Source organism: Parvibaculum sp., assembly GCF_049651025.1.
Classification (GTDB): Bacteria; Pseudomonadota; Alphaproteobacteria; order Parvibaculales; family Parvibaculaceae; genus Parvibaculum.
On sequence record NZ_JBASBH010000049.1, the window covers coordinates 1 to 20,737 of the forward strand.

At 60.4% G+C, this 20,737-nt stretch carries 18 protein-coding genes and 1 tRNA gene; 16 read left to right on the forward strand and 3 right to left on the reverse strand.

Going from position 1 to position 20,737, the window contains the following annotated elements:
- Positions 1-899 precede the first annotated feature (899 nt).
- The 10 genes from WA943_RS06125 to WA943_RS06170 all read left to right on the forward strand — a co-directional run bounded on the left by WA943_RS06125 (position 900) and on the right by WA943_RS06170 (position 13,816).
- Positions 900-3,524 carry a DUF1302 family protein gene (locus WA943_RS06125; protein WP_424468971.1) on the forward strand — a complete coding sequence of 875 codons (2,625 nt, stop codon included), beginning with the start codon at positions 900-902 and terminating at the stop codon, positions 3,522-3,524.
- A gap of 458 nt (positions 3,525-3,982) precedes the next feature.
- Positions 3,983-5,341 (forward strand): DUF1329 domain-containing protein, encoded by a 1,359-nt coding sequence (locus WA943_RS06130; RefSeq protein ID WP_424468972.1) that lies wholly within the window; start codon positions 3,983-3,985, stop codon positions 5,339-5,341.
- A 272-nt stretch (positions 5,342-5,613) separates the two neighbouring features.
- Positions 5,614-6,678 carry a WD40/YVTN/BNR-like repeat-containing protein gene (locus WA943_RS06135; RefSeq protein WP_424468973.1) on the forward strand — a complete coding sequence of 355 codons (1,065 nt, stop codon included), beginning with the start codon at positions 5,614-5,616 and terminating at the stop codon, positions 6,676-6,678.
- Between the two features lie 142 nt (positions 6,679-6,820).
- The gene (locus tag WA943_RS06140; protein WP_424468974.1) at positions 6,821-7,642 is read left to right on the forward strand and encodes an enoyl-CoA hydratase/isomerase family protein; all 822 of its coding nucleotides are present in this window, start codon (positions 6,821-6,823) and stop codon (positions 7,640-7,642) included.
- A gap of 15 nt (positions 7,643-7,657) precedes the next feature.
- On the forward strand, positions 7,658-8,833 hold the full coding sequence (locus tag WA943_RS06145) for an acyl-CoA dehydrogenase family protein (RefSeq protein WP_424468975.1): 1,176 nt from the start codon (positions 7,658-7,660) through the stop codon (positions 8,831-8,833).
- 11 nt (positions 8,834-8,844) lie between these two features.
- Positions 8,845-10,038: an acyl-CoA dehydrogenase family protein gene (locus WA943_RS06150; protein ID WP_424468976.1), complete on the forward strand. Its 1,194-nt coding sequence runs from the start codon at positions 8,845-8,847 to the stop codon at positions 10,036-10,038.
- A gap of 21 nt (positions 10,039-10,059) precedes the next feature.
- Positions 10,060-10,854, forward strand: a complete 795-nt coding sequence (locus WA943_RS06155) for an enoyl-CoA hydratase/isomerase family protein (RefSeq protein WP_424468977.1) — start codon at positions 10,060-10,062, stop codon at positions 10,852-10,854.
- Between the two features lie 2 nt (positions 10,855-10,856).
- On the forward strand, positions 10,857-11,627 hold the full coding sequence (locus WA943_RS06160) for an SDR family oxidoreductase (protein ID WP_424468978.1): 771 nt from the start codon (positions 10,857-10,859) through the stop codon (positions 11,625-11,627).
- Positions 11,628-11,742: 115 nt separating this feature from the next.
- The gene (locus WA943_RS06165) at positions 11,743-12,453 is read left to right on the forward strand and encodes a glutamine amidotransferase (RefSeq protein WP_424469001.1); all 711 of its coding nucleotides are present in this window, start codon (positions 11,743-11,745) and stop codon (positions 12,451-12,453) included.
- Between the two features lie 133 nt (positions 12,454-12,586).
- A complete protein-coding gene (locus tag WA943_RS06170) occupies positions 12,587-13,816 on the forward strand; it encodes a PQQ-dependent sugar dehydrogenase (protein ID WP_424468979.1) in 1,230 nt (409 codons plus the stop codon).
- A gap of 85 nt (positions 13,817-13,901) precedes the next feature.
- On the opposite strand, the gene WA943_RS06175 is transcribed toward WA943_RS06170, so the two are convergent.
- Positions 13,902-13,977: transfer RNA gene (locus WA943_RS06175), tRNA-Ala, on the reverse strand.
- Between the two features lie 187 nt (positions 13,978-14,164).
- Here WA943_RS06175 and WA943_RS06180 point away from each other — a divergent pair.
- From WA943_RS06180 to WA943_RS06205, 6 genes are read left to right on the forward strand one after another with little or no spacing between them, the layout of a single operon-like run.
- Positions 14,165-14,461: a YggT family protein gene (locus tag WA943_RS06180; protein WP_424468980.1), complete on the forward strand. Its 297-nt coding sequence runs from the start codon at positions 14,165-14,167 to the stop codon at positions 14,459-14,461.
- Between the two features lie 39 nt (positions 14,462-14,500).
- A complete protein-coding gene (locus WA943_RS06185; protein ID WP_424469002.1) occupies positions 14,501-14,785 on the forward strand; it encodes a DUF167 family protein in 285 nt (94 codons plus the stop codon).
- Positions 14,786-14,795: 10 nt separating this feature from the next.
- A complete protein-coding gene (gene folD, locus WA943_RS06190) occupies positions 14,796-15,698 on the forward strand; it encodes a bifunctional methylenetetrahydrofolate dehydrogenase/methenyltetrahydrofolate cyclohydrolase FolD (protein ID WP_424468981.1) in 903 nt (300 codons plus the stop codon).
- Positions 15,699-15,711: 13 nt separating this feature from the next.
- On the forward strand, positions 15,712-16,722 hold the full coding sequence (locus tag WA943_RS06195; RefSeq protein WP_424468982.1) for an aldo/keto reductase: 1,011 nt from the start codon (positions 15,712-15,714) through the stop codon (positions 16,720-16,722).
- A complete protein-coding gene (locus WA943_RS06200) occupies positions 16,719-18,206 on the forward strand; it encodes a serine hydrolase domain-containing protein (protein WP_424468983.1) in 1,488 nt (495 codons plus the stop codon). The genes WA943_RS06195 and WA943_RS06200 overlap by 4 nt, the downstream gene beginning before the upstream one ends.
- A 24-nt stretch (positions 18,207-18,230) precedes the next feature.
- Complete coding sequence (locus WA943_RS06205) at positions 18,231-18,902, forward strand: DNA-3-methyladenine glycosylase I (protein WP_424468984.1); 672 nt, start codon at positions 18,231-18,233, stop codon at positions 18,900-18,902.
- A gap of 3 nt (positions 18,903-18,905) precedes the next feature.
- Here WA943_RS06205 and ppa read toward each other — a convergent pair whose 3' ends face one another.
- Positions 18,906-19,439 carry an inorganic diphosphatase gene (gene ppa / locus WA943_RS06210; protein ID WP_424468985.1) on the reverse strand — a complete coding sequence of 178 codons (534 nt, stop codon included), beginning with the start codon at positions 19,437-19,439 and terminating at the stop codon, positions 18,906-18,908.
- Complete coding sequence (locus WA943_RS06215) at positions 19,439-20,671, reverse strand: argininosuccinate synthase (protein WP_424468986.1); 1,233 nt, start codon at positions 20,669-20,671, stop codon at positions 19,439-19,441. Before WA943_RS06215 ends, ppa begins: the two co-directional genes overlap by 1 nt.
- Positions 20,672-20,737 lie beyond the last annotated feature (66 nt).

Consider the following 20,737-nt stretch of genomic DNA (forward strand, 5'->3'; position numbering starts at 1 on the left):
CCCCGGGTCCAAGCCCGGGGTGACGGGCTGGAGATCGGGGTGAGACGGCGCGAGATGGAACAGCCTCCCCCCAATCGTCATGCCGGACTTGATCCGGCATCCCTCTTCCTTCGTGTTGGCGGTAAAGGTGGACCCCGGGTCAAGCCCGGGGTGACGGGCGGGGTCGGGGTGGGACAAAAAATTCAGAGTCGTCCCGGGACTTGTTCCCGGGACCCACCTGCCTCTCCGGTCGTCGCGCGGCCACATGGATCCCGGGAATAAATCCCGGGATGACTCCATTGGGTCTGGCGGCGAGTGAGAAGATGGACCCCGGGTCCAAGCCCGGGGTGACGGGCCGGAGATCGGGGTGAGACGGCGCGAGATGGAACAGCCTCCCCCCCAATCGTCATGCCGGACCTGATCCGGCATCCATCTTCCTTCCTGTTGACGATAAAGATGTGCCCGGATCAAGCCCGGGATGACGGCTTTTGGGGACGGGGCCATCCTCGCTTTAGAGCAATTCCAGGAAAGGTGCGATCCCGTTTTCTGTCCGGAATCGCTCTGGTGAAACAGCGGATGCTGATTGTCAGCAGTCTGATGTTAAGCCCCTGTCCGCATTAATCCTTTTGCGTCGCAACATGACCAATCTCGCAACTGCGTTGCTGGCCGATTTTCCCGAACAAGTCCGCATTCGGCCTAAACCCGTGTCAAATTTGCAATACCGCCGCCCAATGTAGGGTCCGGCCTGCATGAACGACCCAAGTCCATCTTGACACACAAGGGCTTTACCGATGGGCTAACGCTTGAGGGATGCTGACTGGCCGGGGGGGCAGTCGAATGGGGAAATACATCCATCGATTCAACCTCCCGATCCAGGCCGCAGTTTAGTGAAGCCATCGAGGATCGAGGAGGATCGCTCAATGATAAAAGGAAGCTTGCGATCGTTGCTACTCGGCTCTGCCGTATCGGTAGGGTTGATTGCGACGGCGGGCACGGCAAACGCCGCTCAATATAATTTCGGCGAAGTAACGCTGCAGCTGGACACCACGGTCAGCGCTGGTGCGTCGATGAGCACTGCGAAGACGGATCATACCTTGCTGCCCGCCAGCAACGGCGGACCGAAGCAGGTAACGACCAATAACGTAAATCTGCCGGGCTTCTTGGTCCAGACCAATGCTGACGTCGTGGCGGGTGTGAACGACGGGATGTCGCTTCTTACCGACCCCTCGACGATTGACGGTTCGATCAACACCGATGATGGCCGGTTGAACTTCAGCCGCGGCGATCTGACGAGCGGCATCTTCAAGATGACGAATGATATTTCGGCTGGCTTTCAGAACTACAAATTCTTCGCTCGCGTCAGTTCATATTACGACGCGGTGCTGAGCCGTGATAGCAGCTACAATCGCACACCACTGTTCGACGGTAAGGCAAGTGCCGCGCGAGATATCAAGCTTCTCGATTTTTACGGTAGCGCTAGTTATAATGTTGGCGACCTGCCCCTCAATCTGCGCGCCGGCAAGCAGGTTATCAGTTGGGGCGAAGGCACGTTCATGCTGAACGGCATCAACTCGATTAACCCCATCGACGTCAACGCCTTCCGCCGCCCGGGTGCAGAAGTCAAAGAAGGCCTCGTGCCCGTCTGGGCGCTCGACGGTTCAATTGGTCTGCCCTACAACTTGTCTCTCGAGGCTTTCTATCAGTTGAAGTGGGAGCCATACCAAATCGATCGCAGCGGCACGCCATTCGCTTCCTCCGACGTGGCGCAGATTGGCGATAATAGCTTCTCGTTTCTAACGGGAAGCTATGGCGGTCAAAACTGCGGCGCGACGAACAGCGTCGCTATTGCAATTGCTAATGCATTTCCAACGAACGACATTCGTTCCTGCGGCAATTACACCGGCTCCAATCCGTTTCAGCAGTATCAGAATTATCTGAATCCGATTCCGATTGGGCAGACGGAAGCCATTCGCCTTGCTTTGCAGGATAGCAGCACCGTCGCGCGTGACGCGGATCGTCGGGCGCGCAATAGCGGTCAATGGGGTGTTGCCGCACGCTGGTATTCGGAAGATCTGAACAACACCGAATTCGGCCTCTACTTCATGAACTATCACTCGCGTCTGCCGATAGCGAGTGAACGTGTTACTTCGAACCCCGCCAATACGCAGTTCTCGCCCTTTGTTACTGGGCAGAACGGGTCGGGTACGGCACGTGGGGCCGCATATTCGGGTTGCAACTTCCAAGGCACTGCGGATCCTTCCGCGCTTTATGGGTTGCCGATCGGTCTTTCTGCCGCGGCCGTAGCGCAGATGAACCAGACGATCGGTACTGGTACGGATCCTGTTCTCGCTGCTGCAACGGCGATCGCGACCGATTACTATGCCAACGTCGGCACGTATAATGTCGTTAAATCGCCTACAACGGGTGTTGTGCCTGGGCTTGACCAATCACCTTTTGCTGGTGGCATTGCCGGCGTCGATCTCACGCCATACGCGCAAGCTGTAAATTTTGGCTTTACGGGTAACCCCAACGTTGGTCCCGCTGCTTCATTGATTGGCATTACCGTGAATCCAAACTCCGGCCTGCAGGCGGCAATCGTCAACTGTGCACTTGTCGCTATGCAGTCAAGCAGGGCGGTGGCGCTGGGTAGTCCCACGCTGCTGAATGACGGCGCAGAGGTTCTCATCGCTACGCCGATGCTAGGTAGCAATGCGCTCTCGCTTTATCTTGAATATCCGGAGGATATTCATATGGTTGGCGCGAGCTTCAACACCACCATCGGTACCTGGGGTGTGCAGGGCGAAATGAGCTATCGTTCGAACCAGCCCTTCCAGCTTGATACTGACCAGATCAGCATTGCTGCATTGAATGCCGGATGTACCTTCAACGGCATTTTGGGGGCCACCACCTTCGGGTCTCTTCAGGCTGGCGGCATCGATACCTATGGTGGCATTGGTTGCGGTACCATGGGCGTTGGCCCGAGCACACATGACTTCTCGGGTGTGGTTCGTTCCAAGATGTTTACTTATGACATCGGAACCACGGCGACTTACTCCAACTCCAACGCCTTTATTTCGATGACCGGCGCCGATCTCGGCATCTTGGTGACGGAAGTTGGTCTGGTCTATACTCCTGACGTTCCTTCGGAAGGTGACTTCAAAAAGCAACAGTGGGGTAACGTCTGCACTGGTGGCACGGATCTTCCGGCTGGTGGCTTCCTGGCGCTTGCGCCGCGTTCAGGTTGCCGTCCGACTGCGGCATCCTGGGGCTATGTGTTGCTGGGTCAACTCCAGTACAACAACGCCTTCGGCACAGCTCTGACACTGTCGCCGACGCTGGCTTTCAGCCACGACGTTTCGGGTAACACCCCGGCGCCAATCTCGAACTATCGTCAGGGTCGTAAGTCGGTGAGCCTCCAGCTCAATGGCTCGCTCCAGGGCGCGTGGAGAGGTGGCATCTCCTACACGAACTTCTTCGGTAGCAACAAGTATAGCGACTCGGTCGACCGCGACTTTGCGGCGGTCAATCTGTCCTACGCTTTCTGATCGAAGCAGTTACTGAAAATGAACCCGGCGGCAGAAATGCCGCCGGGTTTTTCTTTTTTGCTTTCGCGATTGTCAGTTGAGGCCCGCTTGGTTGGTGGCCGCTTCTCGCGGATGTGAGGACATACGATCAGTCTTCAAATCATTTAAATCCGCATACTGATTTTATTCTGATCATCGGCTCTGTATGAGTAAATGCGAGAGGCGATTTTCGAACGGAAATCGCGTGCAATTTTTCTCCACGGGCGACATTAAAAATATTTAATGTGGGAGAGACGCGAATGCTGCTGGTTTGGCCGCGTTTAGATGCTGCCGGGACACAGATTCGTCTTGAATCCGCTGCGGCGTTGTTTGCGACGTCTTGCTGTTTTGATATTATTCCAGCAGAGTTGGCGGGAGAGCCGGGCTTAGGCGGAAAACCGTCGAGTTCTAAAAAGAAATATCAAGTGGAGGGAACGTACATGAAAAGGACGACCATGTTGGTCTCCGCCTTCGTGTTCGGCGCACTGAGCACCAGCGCGCTGGCACAAGTGCCGGATGCACAGGTCAACCGTCTGGGGTCTGATCTTACCCCGATCGGCGCCGAGAAGGCAGGCGAGGGAGATATCCCGGCCTGGACCGGCGGTCTTCAGACCGTACCGAGCAATGTCAGCTACAAGCCCGGCGATCATCTTCAGGATCCGTTCGCCAGCGACCCGATCAAGTACACGATCACTGCTGGCAATGCCGCGCAGTACGACGCTGTGCTGCCGGATGGCTACAAGGCCCTGATGAAGGCCTATCCCGATTACAAGATGAACGTCTATCAGACGCGCCGGTCCTGCGCCTATCCGGACCGCGTTTATGAAGCGACGAAGAACAACGCCAAGGTCGGCGTTCTCAACGGCGGCGGCTCGGGCGTCGGCGGGGCCATTTTCGGCTTCCCGTTCCCGGTTCCGAACAACGCCTTCGAAATCATCTGGAACCACACGCTGCGCTATCGCTCCTTCAAGGTGGTGCGTCAGTTCGCAGCCGCGCCCGTTACGCGCAGCGGCGACTACACGCTGACCATCGTGCAGGACGAAGCCATTCTGGCCTGGTCCGATCCGTCGAAGAAGTCGGCTGAAGAGCTGAACAACACGTCGATCTACTACATCGCGAACACGATCGCGCCCGCCCGCGAAGCTGGCAACGTGGTCCTCGTTCTCGAAGCGCTCAACGCGACGCTGAATGGCGGCCGTCAGGCGTGGCAGTACAGCCCCGGTACGCGTCGTGTGCGTCGCGCGCCGAACATCTCCTACGACAATCCGGGCACGAACTCGGACGGTCTGTCCACCTCGGACGCTTTCGACGGTTATAACGGCGCGCTTGATCGTTATGACTGGGCCGTCATCGACAAGAAGCCGATGATCATCGCCGCCAACGACTACAAGGCGGAAAGCGTGAAGTACAAGGACTTCGTGAAGCCGCTTCACCTGAACCAGGACCACATCCGTTACGAACTGCACCGGACGTGGAACTTTGAAGCCAAGCTGAAGCCGAGCACGCGTCACGTTTACGCCCGCCGCGTCTATCACAACGACGAAGACGCCTGGGAAGTCGCGAGCGCCGAGCTCTATGACGGTCGTGGCCAGCTCTGGCGCGTCCAGGAGCTCCAGCAGCTTCAGCGCTATAACGTGCCGCTCTGCGGTTCGGGCGCGGAAGTGGTCTACGATCTCCAGGCGGGCCGTTATCTTGCCCTTGCCATGCAGAACGAAGAGCCGCCGGTGAACTACTTCGCCGACGAGCTTGACCCGAGCCGCTACACGCCGAACTCGATCCGTCAGCTTGGCGTCCGCTAAAAAAGCGTTTACTGTCTATGGGCCGGGCCTCGGGATACCGAGGTCCGGCCTTATTTCTGCCTAACGATCCGCGGCGACGTTCCTGAAGCGCCGGTCGCGGTTCTCGGCTATACAAAGATTTCGGGCTTCAAAAGGGCCTGATAAAAGACAGATCCAAGCAGCCGGCCTCGAAGAGCCGGGGTGAAAACGAGAGAGCAGCGCTGGCCCGGTCGGTCGACAGGAGCCGTGCCGCCGCCCACGAAACGCAGAGTGCAGGGAGCCTCAGTCACAAAATGTCGTCCATATTCAGCCAATTCATTTCGAGATCGCCGATCCGCGCCGTAGCGTCGGCCGCGGCTCTCGTGCTCACGCTTGCGCTCGTGCCGGCCGCTCATGCGGAAGACACCGCAGCAACGGCCGACCAGAACAAGGTCGAATATTCCACGCCGTCCGCGCTGGCGAGCAAGGACCTGCTCCTTTCGGCGACGATGGCCGGCAAGCGCCTCGTTGCGGTCGGTCAGTTCGGCCACGTCATCTATTCCGATGATGGCGGCGCGACATGGGTTCAGGCCAAGAGCGTGCCGACGCAGGTGACGCTGACCAGCGTCTATTTCGTCAATGACAAGATCGGTTATGCCGGCGGCCATGACAGCACGGTGCTCCGTACCGATGACGGCGGCGAAAACTGGACGCTCGCCTATCATAATGCGGAGTCGCAGGCGCCGATCATGTCGGTCTATTTCGAGAATGAAAACCACGGCTTTGCCATGGGCGCATTCTCCTTCGTCATCGAAACGGAAGATGGCGGCAAGAACTGGCATCAGCGTTCGCTGGTCGAGGGCAGCCAGGAAGACTCGCATCTGAACAAGGTATTCGCCACGAAGCAGGGCACCATTCTCGTCGCGGCTGAATTCGGCAAGGTCTATCGCTCCACCGATCAGGGCAAGACCTTCTCCGAGATTGCCACGGGCTATGAAGGCTCGTTCTGGGGCGGTCTGGCACTCAATGACGGCTCCGCGCTCATCTACGGCATGCGCGGCAACGTCTATCGCACGACCGATGACGGCACGACCTGGGCGAAGATCAATAGCGGCACCGACAAGTCGATCGGCGGCGGTATCGAACTCAGCAATGGCACGATCGTACTCGTCGGCCTTCAGGGCTATGTCGGTTACAGCACGGACGATGGTCTGAACTTCACCGAAGTCACGCGCGCCGATCGTCTGGGCTATGTCGCCGTGTTGCAGGCCGCAAATGACAAGATCGCCGTGTTCGGCGAGCCGGGCGTGAAGCTGCAGCCGGATGATGCGACGAAGGCTGCCGATGAAGTCGGTTTCAAGTTCAACACCGGCAGCTAAAACCGGCGAACTTCAAGCTCTTCGAATTCAAAACCCCGGCCCTGTGGCCGGGGTTTTTCTTTGTGCGCTTTGCGGGCTTCCCATCGCTGAATGCGCGCGTCACAATCGAGAAAATAGAATAATGGCGCGGGAGGAGTGCGGCATGTCAGGGGCAACGAGCACTGGCCACGAGGTCGATTTCGGACGCTATACGCGCATCAAGGCAAGCAGGCAGGGCCGCGTGTTGACGCTGGCCTTGTCCAATCCGAAGCTGATGAATGCCGTCGATGGCGAGATGCATCGCGAGCTCTCCACCGTCTTTCTCGACGCGGCGGATGATCCTCATTCAGACGTGATCGTGCTGACAGGCGAGGGGCCGGCCTTTTCCGCAGGCGGCGATCTCAACTGGATGAAGCGTTCCTTCGAGGCCGGTGAAAAGGGCCCCGATGCAGCGGAAGCAAAGCGCATCGTCTTTTCGCTTCTCGATCTTGAAAAGCCGATCATTGCCAAGGTGCGCGGGCCCGCCGTCGGTCTTGGCGCGACGATTGCGCTGATGTGCGATGTGATCTTTGCCAGCGATACGGCGCGGTTTGCCGATCCGCATGTGCGCGCCGGTATCGTTGCGGGCGATGGCGGCGCGATCATCTGGCCGCAGCTTGTCGGCTATGCGCGCGCCAAGGAATATCTGATGACGGGCGATCCGGTGAAGGCCGTGGAGGTAGAGCGCATCGGGCTCATAAATCATGTCGTGGCGGATGGCGAGCTTGATGCGCGCGTGGACGAATTCGCGGCGCGGATTGCTGGCGGGGCGACGCTTGCGATCAAATATACAAAGGTCGCCGTCAATATCGGATTGAAGCAGCTCGCGCATTCGATCCTCGACGCCTCGATCGCTTATGAGATGCAGACATTTGCGACCGAGGATCATCGCGAGGCGGTGCATGCCTTCCTCGAGAAGCGCCCCGCAAAATTCAAGGGCCGTTGACCAATGGATGCGTCGATGGACGATCAGCCGATCAATTTCGACGAGCCGGAATATGTGCGCTTGTTGCGCGCCAGCGTGTCGCGTTTCGTCGAGGCCGAAATGCCGCGCGAGAAGGCGCGTGAGTGGGATCGTGGCAATATCTATCCGCGCGAGGTGATGAGAAAGCTCGCCGATATGGGGCTGATGGGCCTCACGGTTGACGAGCGCTATGGCGGCGCGGGCATCGATATTTACGCGACGATGGCGGTCATCGAGGAGCTTGCGAAGCGCTCGGTCGCGGTTGCGTGCCCCTACATCATGGCGGTTTGCTATGCGGGCATGAACCTTGGCGAGCGCGGCAGTGAGGCGCAGAAGCAGGCGCTCTTGCCGAAGGTTGCGAGCGGTAATCTGCTTTTTGCCTATGGGCTGTCCGAGCCAAATGTCGGCGGCGATCTCGCTTCGGTCGAGACGGTTGCGCGGCGCGACGGCGATGAGGTCATCATCAATGGCGCCAAGCGCTGGTGCACCGGCGCGCATATTGCGGATTACATTTTCTGCCTGTTGCGCTCGGGGCCGAAGGAGGCGCGTTACAAGAACCTCTCCATCGTGCTGGTGCCGCCGACATTGCCCGGCATCACGATCACACCGCTTGGGCATCTCGGCATTCGCGGCGTCGAAACGAAGGATGTCACTTTCGACGATGTGCGCGTTTCCGCGTCGAATATTCTCGGCGGCGAGGAGATGTGGAATCGCGGCTGGGAACAATTGGCGGGCCGTGCGCTCGAAGTCGAGAAGCTCGAGCTGTCGGCTTGCGCGCTCGGTCTGGCCGAGGCGGCGGTGGCCGATGCATGGGCCTATGCGGAGGAGCGTGTTCAGTTCGGCCGCGCCATCGCCGACCATCAGGCGATCCGGCATATGCTGGTCGATGCGCGCACGAAGGTTCGCGCCATGCGGATGATGCTTTACAGCGCCGCCTGGCTTGCCGATCAGGGTCGCCCGTGTTCCGTCGAAACCTCCATGGCGAAGCTGTTCTGTTGCGAGGGCGCGGCGGAGGTTACGCAGATTTGTCAGCGCGTCACCGGCGCTTACGGGCTTTCGGATGCGATGGATATGGAGCGCTATGTACGCGACGCGGTGAGCCTGCCGATTGTCGGCGGTTCGTCCAATATGCAGAAGAACAATATCGCAAACCGCCTGAAGCTCGGCGCGTGAGAGGAGAGGATATGAGCAAGACCGAACGGTCGGCAGTCGCATTTCCAGATCCGCTCAGCGCGGCAGATGAGCTTGCCCGCGCCGTGGCGCCGCGTGTCGACGAGATAGAGCGCAACCGGTTTCTGCCTCAGGACATTGCCGATCATGCGGCGCGGCTCGGGCTGCACCGGCTTTTCATTCCGGCGATCTATGGCGGACTGGAAGCCAATCCGATGGTGCTGGTTGAGGTTGCCGAACGGATTGCGCGCGTCGACGGATCGACTGCCTGGTGCGTTTTCATTGGCGCGACATCGGGCATGACGGCGGCTTTCCTCCCGCCTGAAGATGCGCACGCGGTTTTTGGCGATCCGATGTCGATTGCCGCTGGCGTGTTTGCGCCGCGCGGTCAGGCACGTCATGCCGTTGAAGGCGGCGTTCCGGGCTACCGCGTCACGGGCCGCTGGCAATGGGGCTCTGGTTCGCGCAATGCCAGCGCGATCATGGGTGGGGCGCTGATCCTTGGCGATGACGGCAAGCCCGAGATGGCGCCGGAAGGAGTACCGCAAAACCGCATGATGATCTTCGCTGCCGATCAGGTGACGTTGCACGATACGTGGAACGTGTCGGGCCTGTGCGGCACGGGCAGTACCGATTTTGAAGTGAAGGATGTTTTTGTGCCCGCGACGCGCGCGGCGAGCCTGATTTCCGACAAGCCTCTCGCGCGGCCGCTTTATTGTTTCCCGACCTTCGGGCTTCTGGGTATCGGCATTGCCGCGGTCGCGCTCGGCCTTGCGCGCGGCTCCATCGATGCGCTTGTCGAGCTTGCGGGTGGCAAGACGCCGCAAGGATCGTCGAAGCCGCTGGCGCTTCGCGCCAAGGCGCAGCTCGATGTGTCGGAAGCGGAGGCGCTGGTGCGTTCGGCCCGCGCCTATCTTGTCGAGACGATAGAGGCGGCATGGGCGGCGGCGAATGCGGATGGTTCGATTACGGTCGAGCATCGCCGCGACATCCGCCTTGCCACCACGCATGCGGTGCGCGCCGCGACCCGCGCGGTCGATCTCATGTATACGCTGGGCGGCGGCACCTCGGTTTACAAGACCTCGCCCCTTCAGCGTCACTTCCGCGACGTGCATGTTGCGACCCAGCACATGATGGTAAGCGACGCGACATTCGAGCTTACGGGCCGCCTCTTTCTTGGCGTACCGACCAACACTACCATGCTTTAAATTTCGATATTGGGAGACAGAATGATGGGCGAGTTCACGCGCGTCGAGCGCAAGGGCCGCGTCGCGACGGTGCATTTCGATCGCGGCGACAAGCTCAATGCCTTGTCGGCGGCGGCGATGCGCGAGTTGACGGAGGTTGCGCGTTCTTTCGAAGACGATCTTGAAACCAGCGTCGTGGTGCTCACTGGCGCGGCGGGGCATTTTTCCGCTGGCGCCGATCTCGGCGATCCCGAGATGGTGACGCGCCAGAGCAAGGGGCTTCTCGCGCGGCGTCATGCGATGAAGGTCGGGCCGGACATGTGCGACGCATGGGAGCGGCTGGAGCAGGTGACGATCTGCGCTGTCGAAGGTTTCTGCATCGGCGGCGGCTCGGCGCTTGCCGCGTCATGCGATATTCGCGTTGCGGCGAAGAGCGCCTATTTTCGTTTGCCGGAAATTCCGCTCGGCATGAACATGAGCTGGCACTCCAATCCGCGCATCGTCAATCTCATCGGGCCGGCGCGGGCGAAACTCTTCATCATTTTGGGCGAGAAACTTTTCGCGCCCAAGGCGCTCGAATGGGGTCTTGTTGAAGAGGTGACGGAGGATGGGCAGGCGCTTCACGCGGCGCTGGCGCTCGCAGAGAAATTCGGGGACCTGCCGCCGCTTCCGGTGCGCATGTCCAAGCAGTCTATCGATATGGCGGCAAAGGCGCTCAATCCGGCGGTTACCTTCATGGACCGAGATCAGTTCGCGCTTACCGCGACTTCCAGGGATCAGCAGGAGGCGGTGAACGCCTTCCTCGAAAAACGCAAACCGAAATTTACGGGAGAATGAAGATGGGTCGCGTAACAGGCAAGAAAGCCTTCATCACGGGCGGAGCGCAGGGACTTGGGAAGGCGTCGGCCATGATGCTTGCCAAGGAAGGCGCAATCGTCACCGTCGCCGATATCAATGAGAAGGGCGTGCGAGCGGTTGCCGAGGAGATCAACGGCAAATATCCCGGTCAGGCATTCGCCGTCGCGCTCGACGTGACGAGCGAGAGCCAGTGGAAAGAGGCGCTGGCCTATGCCGACAAGGCCATGGGTGGCATCAACGTGCTGTTCAACAATGCGGGCATTGGCGGCGGCACGACGGTCGAGGATACGGATTTCGAAACCTGGAAGCGTGTGCAGGCGGTCGATCTGGATTCGGTTTTCCTCGGTTGCAAATATGCCATTCCCTATATGGTGCCGCATGCGCCGGGTTCGATCATAAATACCTCGTCGATCGCGGGGCTGATCGCCGGTCATAATATGGCCGCCTATAATGCCGCCAAGGCGGGCGTCTGGCTGTTGTCGAAGTCGGTGGCGCTGCATTGCGCCAAGCGCGGCTACCGCATTCGCTCCAATACGATCCATCCGACATTCATCGACACGCCGATCCTTGACGGCATGACGCGCGGCATGTCGAAGGAGGAGCTGGTTCGTAAGCTCGCCAAGCAGGTGCCGCTCGGCATCATCGGCGATCCCGACGATGTGGCCCATGCGGTCGTCTATCTTGCGTCGGACGAGTCGAAGTTCATGACGAGCGCGGAGATCAAGCTCGATGGCGGCATCAGCGCCATGTGAGGCGAATTATCCGGCGTGACGAAAATTTCTTAAGGGTTATGCGCCGATAATCTGGAAACTGTGGCAGCGGCGATCTTGCGCGCCGTTGCCGCTATCCCCAGATTGGTCAGTGACCATGACCCAGCGCATTCTCATTATCCTTCATCAAGAGCGTTCAAATCCCGGTCGCGTGGCGCAGGAGCTTCGACGGCGCGGTTGCGAACTCGATATCCGCCGCCCTTCGCTTGGCGATCCGCTGCCGGAAAATCTCGACGCGCATGATGGCGTCATCGTTTTTGGCGGGCCGATGAGCGCCAATGACGATCTGGATTTTATCCGTATAGAGAAAGACTGGATCTCCGCCGTGCCGCTGAAGGCGGAAAAGCCCTATCTTGGAATTTGCCTCGGCGCGCAGTTGCTCGCCAAGAGCCTCGGTGCGCGCGTCTATGGCCATGAGGACCAGAGATGCGAGGTCGGTTATTTCCCCATTCGCCCGACAGGCGAGGGCGCATCGCTCTTCGATGATCCGCAATATGTCTATCAGTGGCATGTCGAAGGTTTCGATCTGCCGTCAGGTGCCGTGCAGCTTGCCGAGGGCGATGATTTTCCCGTTCAGGCGATGCGTTATGGCAAGTGCGCCTATGGCATCCAGTTTCATCCTGAACTCACTTCGCTGATGATGAATGCGTGGCTGGTAAAGGCGCGGCATCGTCTCGTGCTGCCGGGCGCGCAGGCGGATCATCAACATCGTGCGGGTCGCGCCGTGCATGACGCGGGACTTAAAGGCTGGCTTACGCGTTTTCTCGATCACTGGTTGCCACAGAGCGCTGCGCTGAACGAGCGATAGTTTGCGCCTGATCAGGGTGCGGGCTATCATTCATCTTGGTCAAAGCATGATTGAACATAGCGTGCATCCATTCTGGAATATTTTGCCGGGCTGGTGTTTCAGCGTGCCTTTCGCACTCTGTCTCGCTCTAGCCTTGGACTCTTCATATGCTCAAGCCGGTTCGATCGAGACGGTCGGGCAGCGCTACGAATTCAGCACGACCAATCTTCCCGCGCCTTACAGCGAATCGCCGGTCGGCGTTGCTGCGCAAAGTGTTCCGCGCCCGGATGGCGTCATGCCGCTGGTGCCGAGAGGTTTTCAGGTCAGCATTTTCGCAAGCGGCCTCTCGCGGCCCCGTGAAATGGTCGTAGCACCGGACGGCACCGTCTTCGTGGCGCAGACACTGGAAGGCAATGTCTCGGCGCTGCGCGACGCCGATGGCGATGGCGTTGCGGAAATGCGCACCGTGTTTGCAGACGGGTTCCGCGAGCCGACAGGTCTTGCCGTGCAGGGCGACGCGCTCTATATCGCAGATCGGCGCGCCGTGTGGCGCGTGGGTTTCGACGGCGAGACGATGAAGGCCTTGCCGCGCGTCATGATCACTCGGCCGGGCGCGCTGGGGCAGGGCGGCGGGCACATCTCGCGTGAGATGGTTTTCTCGCCCGACGGCTCGCATTTCTTTGTCGCCATCGGCAGCGAGACGAATGTCGGCGAAGATCCGTGGCCGCGGGCGACGATCCAGCAATTCCGCATCGACGGTCATGCGCAGACGACTTATGCGGCGGGATTGCGCAATCCGGTCGGCATGGCATTTTATCCCGGTACGGATGATCTATTCACGGTCGTCAGCGAGCGCTTCGGGCTGGGAGCGGGGCTGGTGCCCGACTATTTCACGCGCGTCGTGCGCGGCGGTTTCTACGGTTATCCTTACGCCTATCTCGGCAAGCATCCCGATCCGCAATTCGGCGATCTTCGCCCCGATCTCGTTCAGACGACCCTTGTGCCCGATATGCTTTTCGCGCCGCATTCGGGGCCGGTCGGACTGCTCTTCATCAAGGGCAAGGGGAAGGGCTTTCCGCCGGATTACAAGGGCGACGCCATTGTTGCGCTTCATGGCATCAACAACCGGGCTCATCCGACGGGCTATCAACTGGTTCGGGTGCGCTTTCACGACGGGCGGCCCGGGGACAGCTATGAGACCTTCATGGCGGGCTTCAACGCGAAAGCAGCAGGAACCGGCGCGACTTCGCCGGCGGCCGTCTGGGGCCGTCCTGTGTGGCTTGCAGAGGCAAAGGACGGGGCACTTCTCGTCTCGGATGATGTGGCGAATGTGATTTGGCGCGTGACCTGGACCGGCCTTTCGGCGGATACGGCACGGCGTTAGGCGCAAGGCGGACTGCCCTGCGCGTCAGGCTTTTCTAAGTCTTTGATTTTATGCAGAATTTCAAAAATTCTGCAGTTCCGGGAAATGGTGGAGCCGAGCGGGATCGAACCGCTGACCTCCTCATTGCGAACGAGGCGCTCTCCCAACTGAGCTACGGCCCCGGAGCCCGGTTCTTTAGGGGGAGGCGGCTATGGTGTCAAGAGAGAGCGCATCAACTTTGCGCGGTCCAATACGGAGTAAAGCCGTGCTTGAACCTGCAAGCGCTGAGCTTTACATCTTGGCGGCAATAGAGCGGTCGCTCTTCCCTCCCAAGACCGGCACGTCGGCCGGTGCGCATCGCAGGGGCCCATGCAATCCCTTCTCATACTGATCACGCAGGTTATTCAGCTTTATATCTGGATCGTCATCATCGGCGCCGTGCTGAGCTGGCTGATCGCCTTCAACGTCATCAACACGCAGAACCGCTTCGTCTACACGGTGGTGGATATCATCTATCGCGTGACCGAGCCGGTGCTCGGGCCGTTGCGGCGCATCCTGCCCGATCTCGGCGGCATAGATATTTCGCCGGTCGTGCTGTTGCTGCTTTTGTATTTCCTCCAGAACCTGATCTGGGAGCTTTACGGCTCCTTCCAGGCGGCGGTCTAACTGGCGTCGCTGCCGCTGCGTAAAACCGCCGACGGGGTTATCGTCAGTCTCAGGGTGACGCCCAAATCGTCGTCGGCACGCATTGGCGGCATCGCGGAGGATGCGGCGGGGCGAAGCTTTCTGCGCGTCCATGTCACGGAGGCGCCGGAAAAGGGCAAGGCGAACGAGGCGGTGATAAAGCTCATCGCCAAGGCGTGGCGCCTTCCCAAAACTACGATAGAGGTCGTCTCGGGCGAGAGCGACCGCAACAAGACCGTCGCGGTCAAGGGCGAGCCGGAAGCGCTGATGGCGCTGATTGGCGCGCTGCTCGCAGACGGCGATTGAGGTGCAGGGGATGGCGGAAGCTCATATCATCGACGGCAAGACAATTGCGACGGCGCTGAAGGCGCGCGTGGCTGAGGCCGTGGCCACGCTCAAGCGGGATCACGGGCTGACGCCGGGCCTTGCGGTGGTGCTCGTCGGCAACGATCCGGCCAGTGAGGTCTACGTCCGCAACAAGGGCATCGCGACCCGCGAGGCGGGCATGAATTCGTTTGAGTTCAAGTTGCCCGCCGAGACGAGCGAAGCCGAGGTTCTCGCCAAGGTTCGCGAATTGAATGCGGATCCGGCCGTGCACGGGTTTCTGGTTCAGTTTCCCGTTCCCGATCACATCAGCCAGCAGGCCGTCATCGACGCGATCGATCCGGCCAAGGATGCGGACGGGCTTCACCCGCTCAATGCGGGGCGGCTTGCAAGCGGCCTCCCGGCAATGGTTCCGGCGACGCCTGAGGGTTGCCTCATCATGGCGAAGCTTGCCGCTGGCGGCGATCTGGCGGGCAAACATGCGGTGGTGATCGGCCGCTCCAATCTCGTCGGCAAGCCGGTGGCGCAGCTCCTGCTGAAGGAAAACTGCACCGTCACCATCGCCCATAGCCGCTCGCATGATCTGCCGGGGCTCGCGCGGCAGGCCGATATTCTCGTGGCCGCTGTCGGCCGCCCCAACATGGTGCGGGGCGACTGGGTGAAGCCCGGCGCAATCGTCATCGATGTCGGCATCAACCGCGTTCCCGCGCCTGAAAAGGGCGAGGGCAAGACGCGGCTTGTCGGCGACGTCGCTTTCGACGAAGTGGCAAAGGTCGCGGGCGGCATTACGCCGGTTCCCGGTGGGGTCGGGCTGATGACGGTGGCCTGCCTCATGCGCAATGCGGTCATCGCCGCCTGTCGCCAGCACGGCGTGCCCGTGCCCAACGGGCTCTGAGAGGAACCTCATCATGGAAACGCGCAAGCTCGGCACTCTCTGGCCCGTCAGCGCGTTGACGCTTGGCGGCGGTGGCCTTGGACAGGTCTGGGGCGAGACGACGCGTGAGGAGGCGGTGGCGACCGTCAAGCTTGCCGTCGATCAGGGCATCACGCTGCTCGATCTCGCGCCGCTATATGGGCGGGGTGAAGCCGAGGCGGTTGTCGGGGCGACGTTCGAGGGCAAATGGCCGTCGCATCTGCGCGTCACGACCAAATGCATGATCGGCTCGCGTCATTTCGCCGACGTGGCCGCGCGGCTCGAGACCTCGCTGGTGCGGAGCCTTGCGACGCTGCGGCGCGAGCAGGCCGACATTTTCATTCTCCATTCCAATATCCACCCGGACGATTACGTCTATGAGCTCGATCCCGACAGCCATATCCATCGCGCTGTTTCGTGGTCGGTTTTTACCGGTGAGATCGTTCCGGCATTCGAGAGGTTGAAGGAGAAGGGGCTGATCGGCGCCTGGGGTATTACGGGCACTGGCCTTCCGCGCTCCATCATGGAGGCGCTTCGGGGAGAGCCGAAGCCCGCTGTCGTTCAGGCGGTCACGAACCTTCTCGATTCGGCCGGCAATATGCGCCGCTACGAAGAACCGGCAGAGCCGCGCAATATTATCCGCACGGCAAAGAACAATGATGTCGGCGTCATGGGCATTCGCGCGGTGCAGGCGGGTGCGCTGACCGCGGCGCTCGACAGGCCGCTCGATGCGAACGAGCCGGAGATGAAGGATTACGTCAAGGCCGCGCCTTTCCGCGGCCTGTCGGCGGAGCTGGGCGTCGACCCGGCAGAGCTTGCGCATCGCTATGCGCTGGCGATGGAAGGCGTCGATACGCTCGTCCTCGGCGTCAAGAACCGGCGCGAATTGCAGAGCGCGCTCGATGCCGAGGCCAAAGGCCCGCTTGATGACGAAACCTATCGTCGCATCGAGGCACTGGGCCTTCGCCGTCAGGTGCCCCGCATTCCACTCGATGCGCCGATATGAGGGCTGCCTTGCATTCGACGATATTGGCGCCCCTTTTCTTGTTTCTGGCGGCTCTTCTTCTGCCGCAGGCCGCGCAGGCGAACGATCCGCGTGCGGCAGGCGGCATGCTTGCCTGGCCGCATGACGAAATGGCGCGCGCACTTGGCATCTTCGTCCCCGACCGGATGAAGGCGCTCGACGTGCCGGGCGTTGGTCTTGCCATTGTCGCCGATGGGGCAATCGTCTATTCGGGCACCTTCGGCAAGGAGAACAAGGCGAATTCCGCACCCGTCACACCTGCGACGCTTTTTGAAGGCGGAGAGCTTGGCGAGGCGGTTGCCGCCTATGGCGCGATGAGCATGGTGCGCGACAGGCTTCTCTTTCTCGATGCGCCATTGTCGCGCGATCTTCCCGCGCCGTGGCTGAGCAACAAGAGCGACGATGCGAGCATAACCTTGCGCAATGTGCTGACGCATCGCTCGGGCCTTGGCGACAATGTCGCGCATCCCTCGCATTCGACCAGCTTTGAACCCGACAGCCGGTTTGCACGTTCGGGCGTCGGCTTTCTCTATTTGCAGCATGTGATGGAAGTCATCGCGGGCGAGCCGTTCGATGCGCTGATGAAGACGCGCGTCTTCTCGCCGCTCGACATGGCTTCCTCGGGCTATGTCCTTGCGCCCGGCGAGCGCGCGCGCCTCGCGCAAGGCTATGTGCCGTTGAGTTTTCTGCTGACGACTTTCTATCTTCCTTTCGTCATCGTCTTTGCGATCATTCTCGGCGCCTTCTGGGCCATTGCGCGCTTCATGCTGCAAAGGCGGCTCGATCCGCCCGATCTGCTCTGGCCTTTGTTCGGCGGGTTCGGATTTGCAGTTGCGATTGTCTGGTGGGGTCTCGGCTTTGCGTCCGCCGCCTTCGTGATCGGAGTTGCGATCATCTGTGCGCTGGTGCTCGCGATGCTTGGCGGCATTGCCTATTACCTTCTCTATGTTGCCGGTCTGGCGCGGGCGCGCGACGGCGTTATCTCGCGGGGCAATGGCCCGAGCGAACGCATCATTGTCGTCGTGGCGGGTGCGATTGCGCTGGGCGCATTCCTGCCCGCGCTGAGCTGGAACGTGCCGGTGCAGAGGCTTTCGGTCTTGCGCGGCGCCGAGACGGCGAATGCGGCTGCGTCGTTCCACACGACCGCGCAGGATATGGCGCGGTTCATGATCGACATCATCGACGGCGGGAAGCTCGGGGCAGATATGCGCCAGCGCATGCTCGGCGAGCGCGTCGCGGTGGATGACCGGTTTTCCTGGGCGCTGGGGCTTGGCATCCGGCAGGACGGCGCGCATGAAACATTCTGGACGCGCGGTTCGACAATGGGCTTTGAGAGCCTGATGGTCATGGACCCGGCGCGGCGTTCGGGGATCATCATCCTGACCAATAGCCGTCAGGGTGGGGAGCTTGCGCAGGACATAGCGCGCAATGTGCTTGGCGTGGAAGCGGTCTGGTCGTTACCCTGACGTCTGGATCGCGGGAGGTGCGGAGTGGAAAGTTTCAAGACAATCCATGCGCGCGCTGCCAAACGACATGGCGGCGAAAAAGCGCTTGAAGCATTGCTGACAAAGCCGAAAAGCACTGCCGCCCTGAAGAAGATTCCCGACGACCGCTGGCTGGCCGCGATGACGAAGTCTGTCTTTCAGGCGGGGTTTTCATGGAAGGTGGTCGAGGCGAAATGGCCGGGCTTTGAAGAGGCCTTCGATCATTTCGATCCGCATCGCGTCGCCTTTTATTCCGGCGAGGATATGGGGCGTCTCGTCAGCGATGCACGCATCGTGCGCAACGGCGCGAAGATCAAGGCGACGGTTGAGAATGCCCGCTTCGTTGTCGAACTAGCCAGGGAGCATGGGTCGGCGGCCGCGTTCTTTGCAGCGTCGAAGCCTGAAAACTATACCGATCTTCTCGATGTGCTGAAGAAGCGCAGCAGCCGTCTTTCGGGCGCGGCCGCGCAGTATTTTCTGCGCTTTCAGGGCGTCGACAGTTTCATGCTTTCGCCCTCCGTCACGGCGGCGCTCATCAAGGCGAATGTCGTCGATGGTCCGCCGACATCGCGCAAGGCCATGGCGGCTGTGCAGGCGGCATTCAACCAATGGCAAAAAGAAAGCGGCCGATCTCTCACCGAGATCAGCCGCATACTTGCCAGATCGATTGATCCGTAAGACCTAGCCCGCCTTCTTCGCGGCCTCGATCGCCTGCATGATGAGCTGCTGCGCTTCAGCGGCATCGCCCCAGCGTCCGATCTTCACCCACTTGCCTTCTTCGAGATCCTTGTAGTGCTCGAAGAAATGCGTAACGCGCTTGATCAGGATTTCGGGCAGGTCGGTGTAGTTCAACACGTTCTTGTAATAGGGGTTGAGCTGCTCGACCGGCACGGCGAGGATTTTTTCGTCCTGTCCGGCTTCGTCATGCATGATGAGCACGCCGATCGGACGCGCACGCACGACCGCGCCGGGCACGACCGGAATGCGGCTCACGACGAGCACGTCGACCGGGTCGCCGTCATCGGAGAGCGTGTGCGGTATGAAGCCGTAATTCGCGGGATACTGCATCGCCGTATGGATGAAGCGGTCGACGAAGAGCGTGCCGGACGCCTTGTCCATTTCATACTTCACCGGATGGCCGCCATGCGGCACTTCGATGATGACGTTGACATCGTGTGGCGGGTTGACGCCAATCGGGATGGCTTCGATACGCATTAGCCTTTGATCCGTTTGTTGCGCGCGGCCAGGAGACGCAGCCGCAGCGCGTTGAGTTTGATGAAGCCTTCGGCGTCCTTCTGGTCGTAGGCGCCCGCATCTTCTTCGAATGTCACATGTGCCATTGAATAGAGCGAATAGGGCGACGTGCGGCCAACCACCGAGACGTTGCCCTTATAGAGCTTCAGACGCACCGTGCCAGTCACCATTTCCTGGCTCTTGTCGATCAGGGCCTGCAGCATCTCGCGTTCCGGCGAGAACCAGAAGCCGTTGTAGATCATTTCCGCATAACGCGGCATCAGATCGTCTTTCAGATGCATCGCGCCGCGGTCGAGCGTGATCGACTCGATGCCGCGATGGGCGGCGAGCAGGATCGTGCCACCGGGCGTTTCGTAGATGCCGCGCGACTTCATGCCGACATAGCGGTTTTCGACGAGGTCGAGACGGCCGATGCCGTTCGATCCGCCGAGTTCATTGAGCTTGGTCAGCAGGGTTGCGGGCGAGAGCGTCACGCCGTCGATGGAGACGGCATCGCCCTTTTCAAAACCGACTTCGATATAGGTCGGCTTGTCGGGCGCCTCTTCGGGCGAGACGGTGCGCTGATAGACGTGCGGCGAGGCTTCCTGCGAGGGGTCTTCGAGAAGCTTTCCTTCCGAAGAGGTGTGCAGCAGGTTTGCGTCGACCGAGAAGGGCGCTTCGCCGCGCTTGTCCTTGGCGATCGGAATCTGGTTCTTCTCGGCGAATTCGATCAGCTTTGTGCGCGAGGACAGGTCCCATTCGCGCCAGGGCGCGATAACCTTGATACCGGGATTGAGCGCGTAATAGGACAGTTCGAAGCGGACCTGATCGTTGCCCTTGCCGGTCGCACCGTGGCAGACAGCGTCGGCTCCGGTCGCTTTGGCGATCTCGATCTGGCGTTTGGCAATCAGCGGGCGGGCGATAGAGGTGCCGAGGAGATAGATGCCCTCATAAAGCGCGTTGGCGCGGAACATCGGGAAGACGTAATCGCGGACGAATTCCTCGCGCAGATCCTCGATGAAGATTTCCTTGATGCCGAGCATCTCGGCCTTCTTGCGCGCCGGTTCCAGCTCTTCGCCCTGGCCGAGATCGGCCGTGAAGGTCACGACCTCGCAGCCATAGGTCGTCTGAAGCCATTTCAGGATGATGGAGGTGTCGAGGCCGCCGGAATAGGCCAGCACCACCTTTTTCACGTCTTTTATCGCGCCGCTCATAATGATACCGCTCAAATCCTGTTATTTTGCGGCGCATCATAGGCAAATCCCGATGCGCGGCAAGGG

Bases quoted from the DNA above. Each gene is read 5' to 3' on its own strand.
- WA943_RS06125 (WP_424468971.1), top strand. From the start codon at position 900: ATGATAAAAGGAAGCTTGCGATCGTTGCTACTCGGCTCTGCCGTATCG.
- WA943_RS06130 (WP_424468972.1), top strand. From the start codon at position 3,983: ATGAAAAGGACGACCATGTTGGTCTCCGCCTTCGTGTTCGGCGCACTG.
- WA943_RS06135 (WP_424468973.1), top strand. From the start codon at position 5,614: ATGTCGTCCATATTCAGCCAATTCATTTCGAGATCGCCGATCCGCGCC.
- WA943_RS06140 (WP_424468974.1), top strand. From the start codon at position 6,821: ATGTCAGGGGCAACGAGCACTGGCCACGAGGTCGATTTCGGACGCTAT.
- WA943_RS06145 (WP_424468975.1), top strand. From the start codon at position 7,658: ATGGACGATCAGCCGATCAATTTCGACGAGCCGGAATATGTGCGCTTG.
- WA943_RS06150 (WP_424468976.1), top strand. From the start codon at position 8,845: ATGAGCAAGACCGAACGGTCGGCAGTCGCATTTCCAGATCCGCTCAGC.
- WA943_RS06155 (WP_424468977.1), top strand. From the start codon at position 10,060: ATGATGGGCGAGTTCACGCGCGTCGAGCGCAAGGGCCGCGTCGCGACG.
- WA943_RS06160 (WP_424468978.1), top strand. From the start codon at position 10,857: ATGGGTCGCGTAACAGGCAAGAAAGCCTTCATCACGGGCGGAGCGCAG.
- WA943_RS06165 (WP_424469001.1), top strand. From the start codon at position 11,743: ATGACCCAGCGCATTCTCATTATCCTTCATCAAGAGCGTTCAAATCCC.
- WA943_RS06180 (WP_424468980.1), top strand. From the start codon at position 14,165: ATGCAATCCCTTCTCATACTGATCACGCAGGTTATTCAGCTTTATATC.
- folD (WP_424468981.1), top strand. From the start codon at position 14,796: ATGGCGGAAGCTCATATCATCGACGGCAAGACAATTGCGACGGCGCTG.
- WA943_RS06195 (WP_424468982.1), top strand. From the start codon at position 15,712: ATGGAAACGCGCAAGCTCGGCACTCTCTGGCCCGTCAGCGCGTTGACG.
- WA943_RS06200 (WP_424468983.1), top strand. From the start codon at position 16,719: ATGAGGGCTGCCTTGCATTCGACGATATTGGCGCCCCTTTTCTTGTTT.
- ppa (WP_424468985.1), bottom strand. From the start codon at position 19,439: ATGCGTATCGAAGCCATCCCGATTGGCGTCAACCCGCCACACGATGTC.
- WA943_RS06215 (WP_424468986.1), bottom strand. From the start codon at position 20,671: ATGAGCGGCGCGATAAAAGACGTGAAAAAGGTGGTGCTGGCCTATTCC.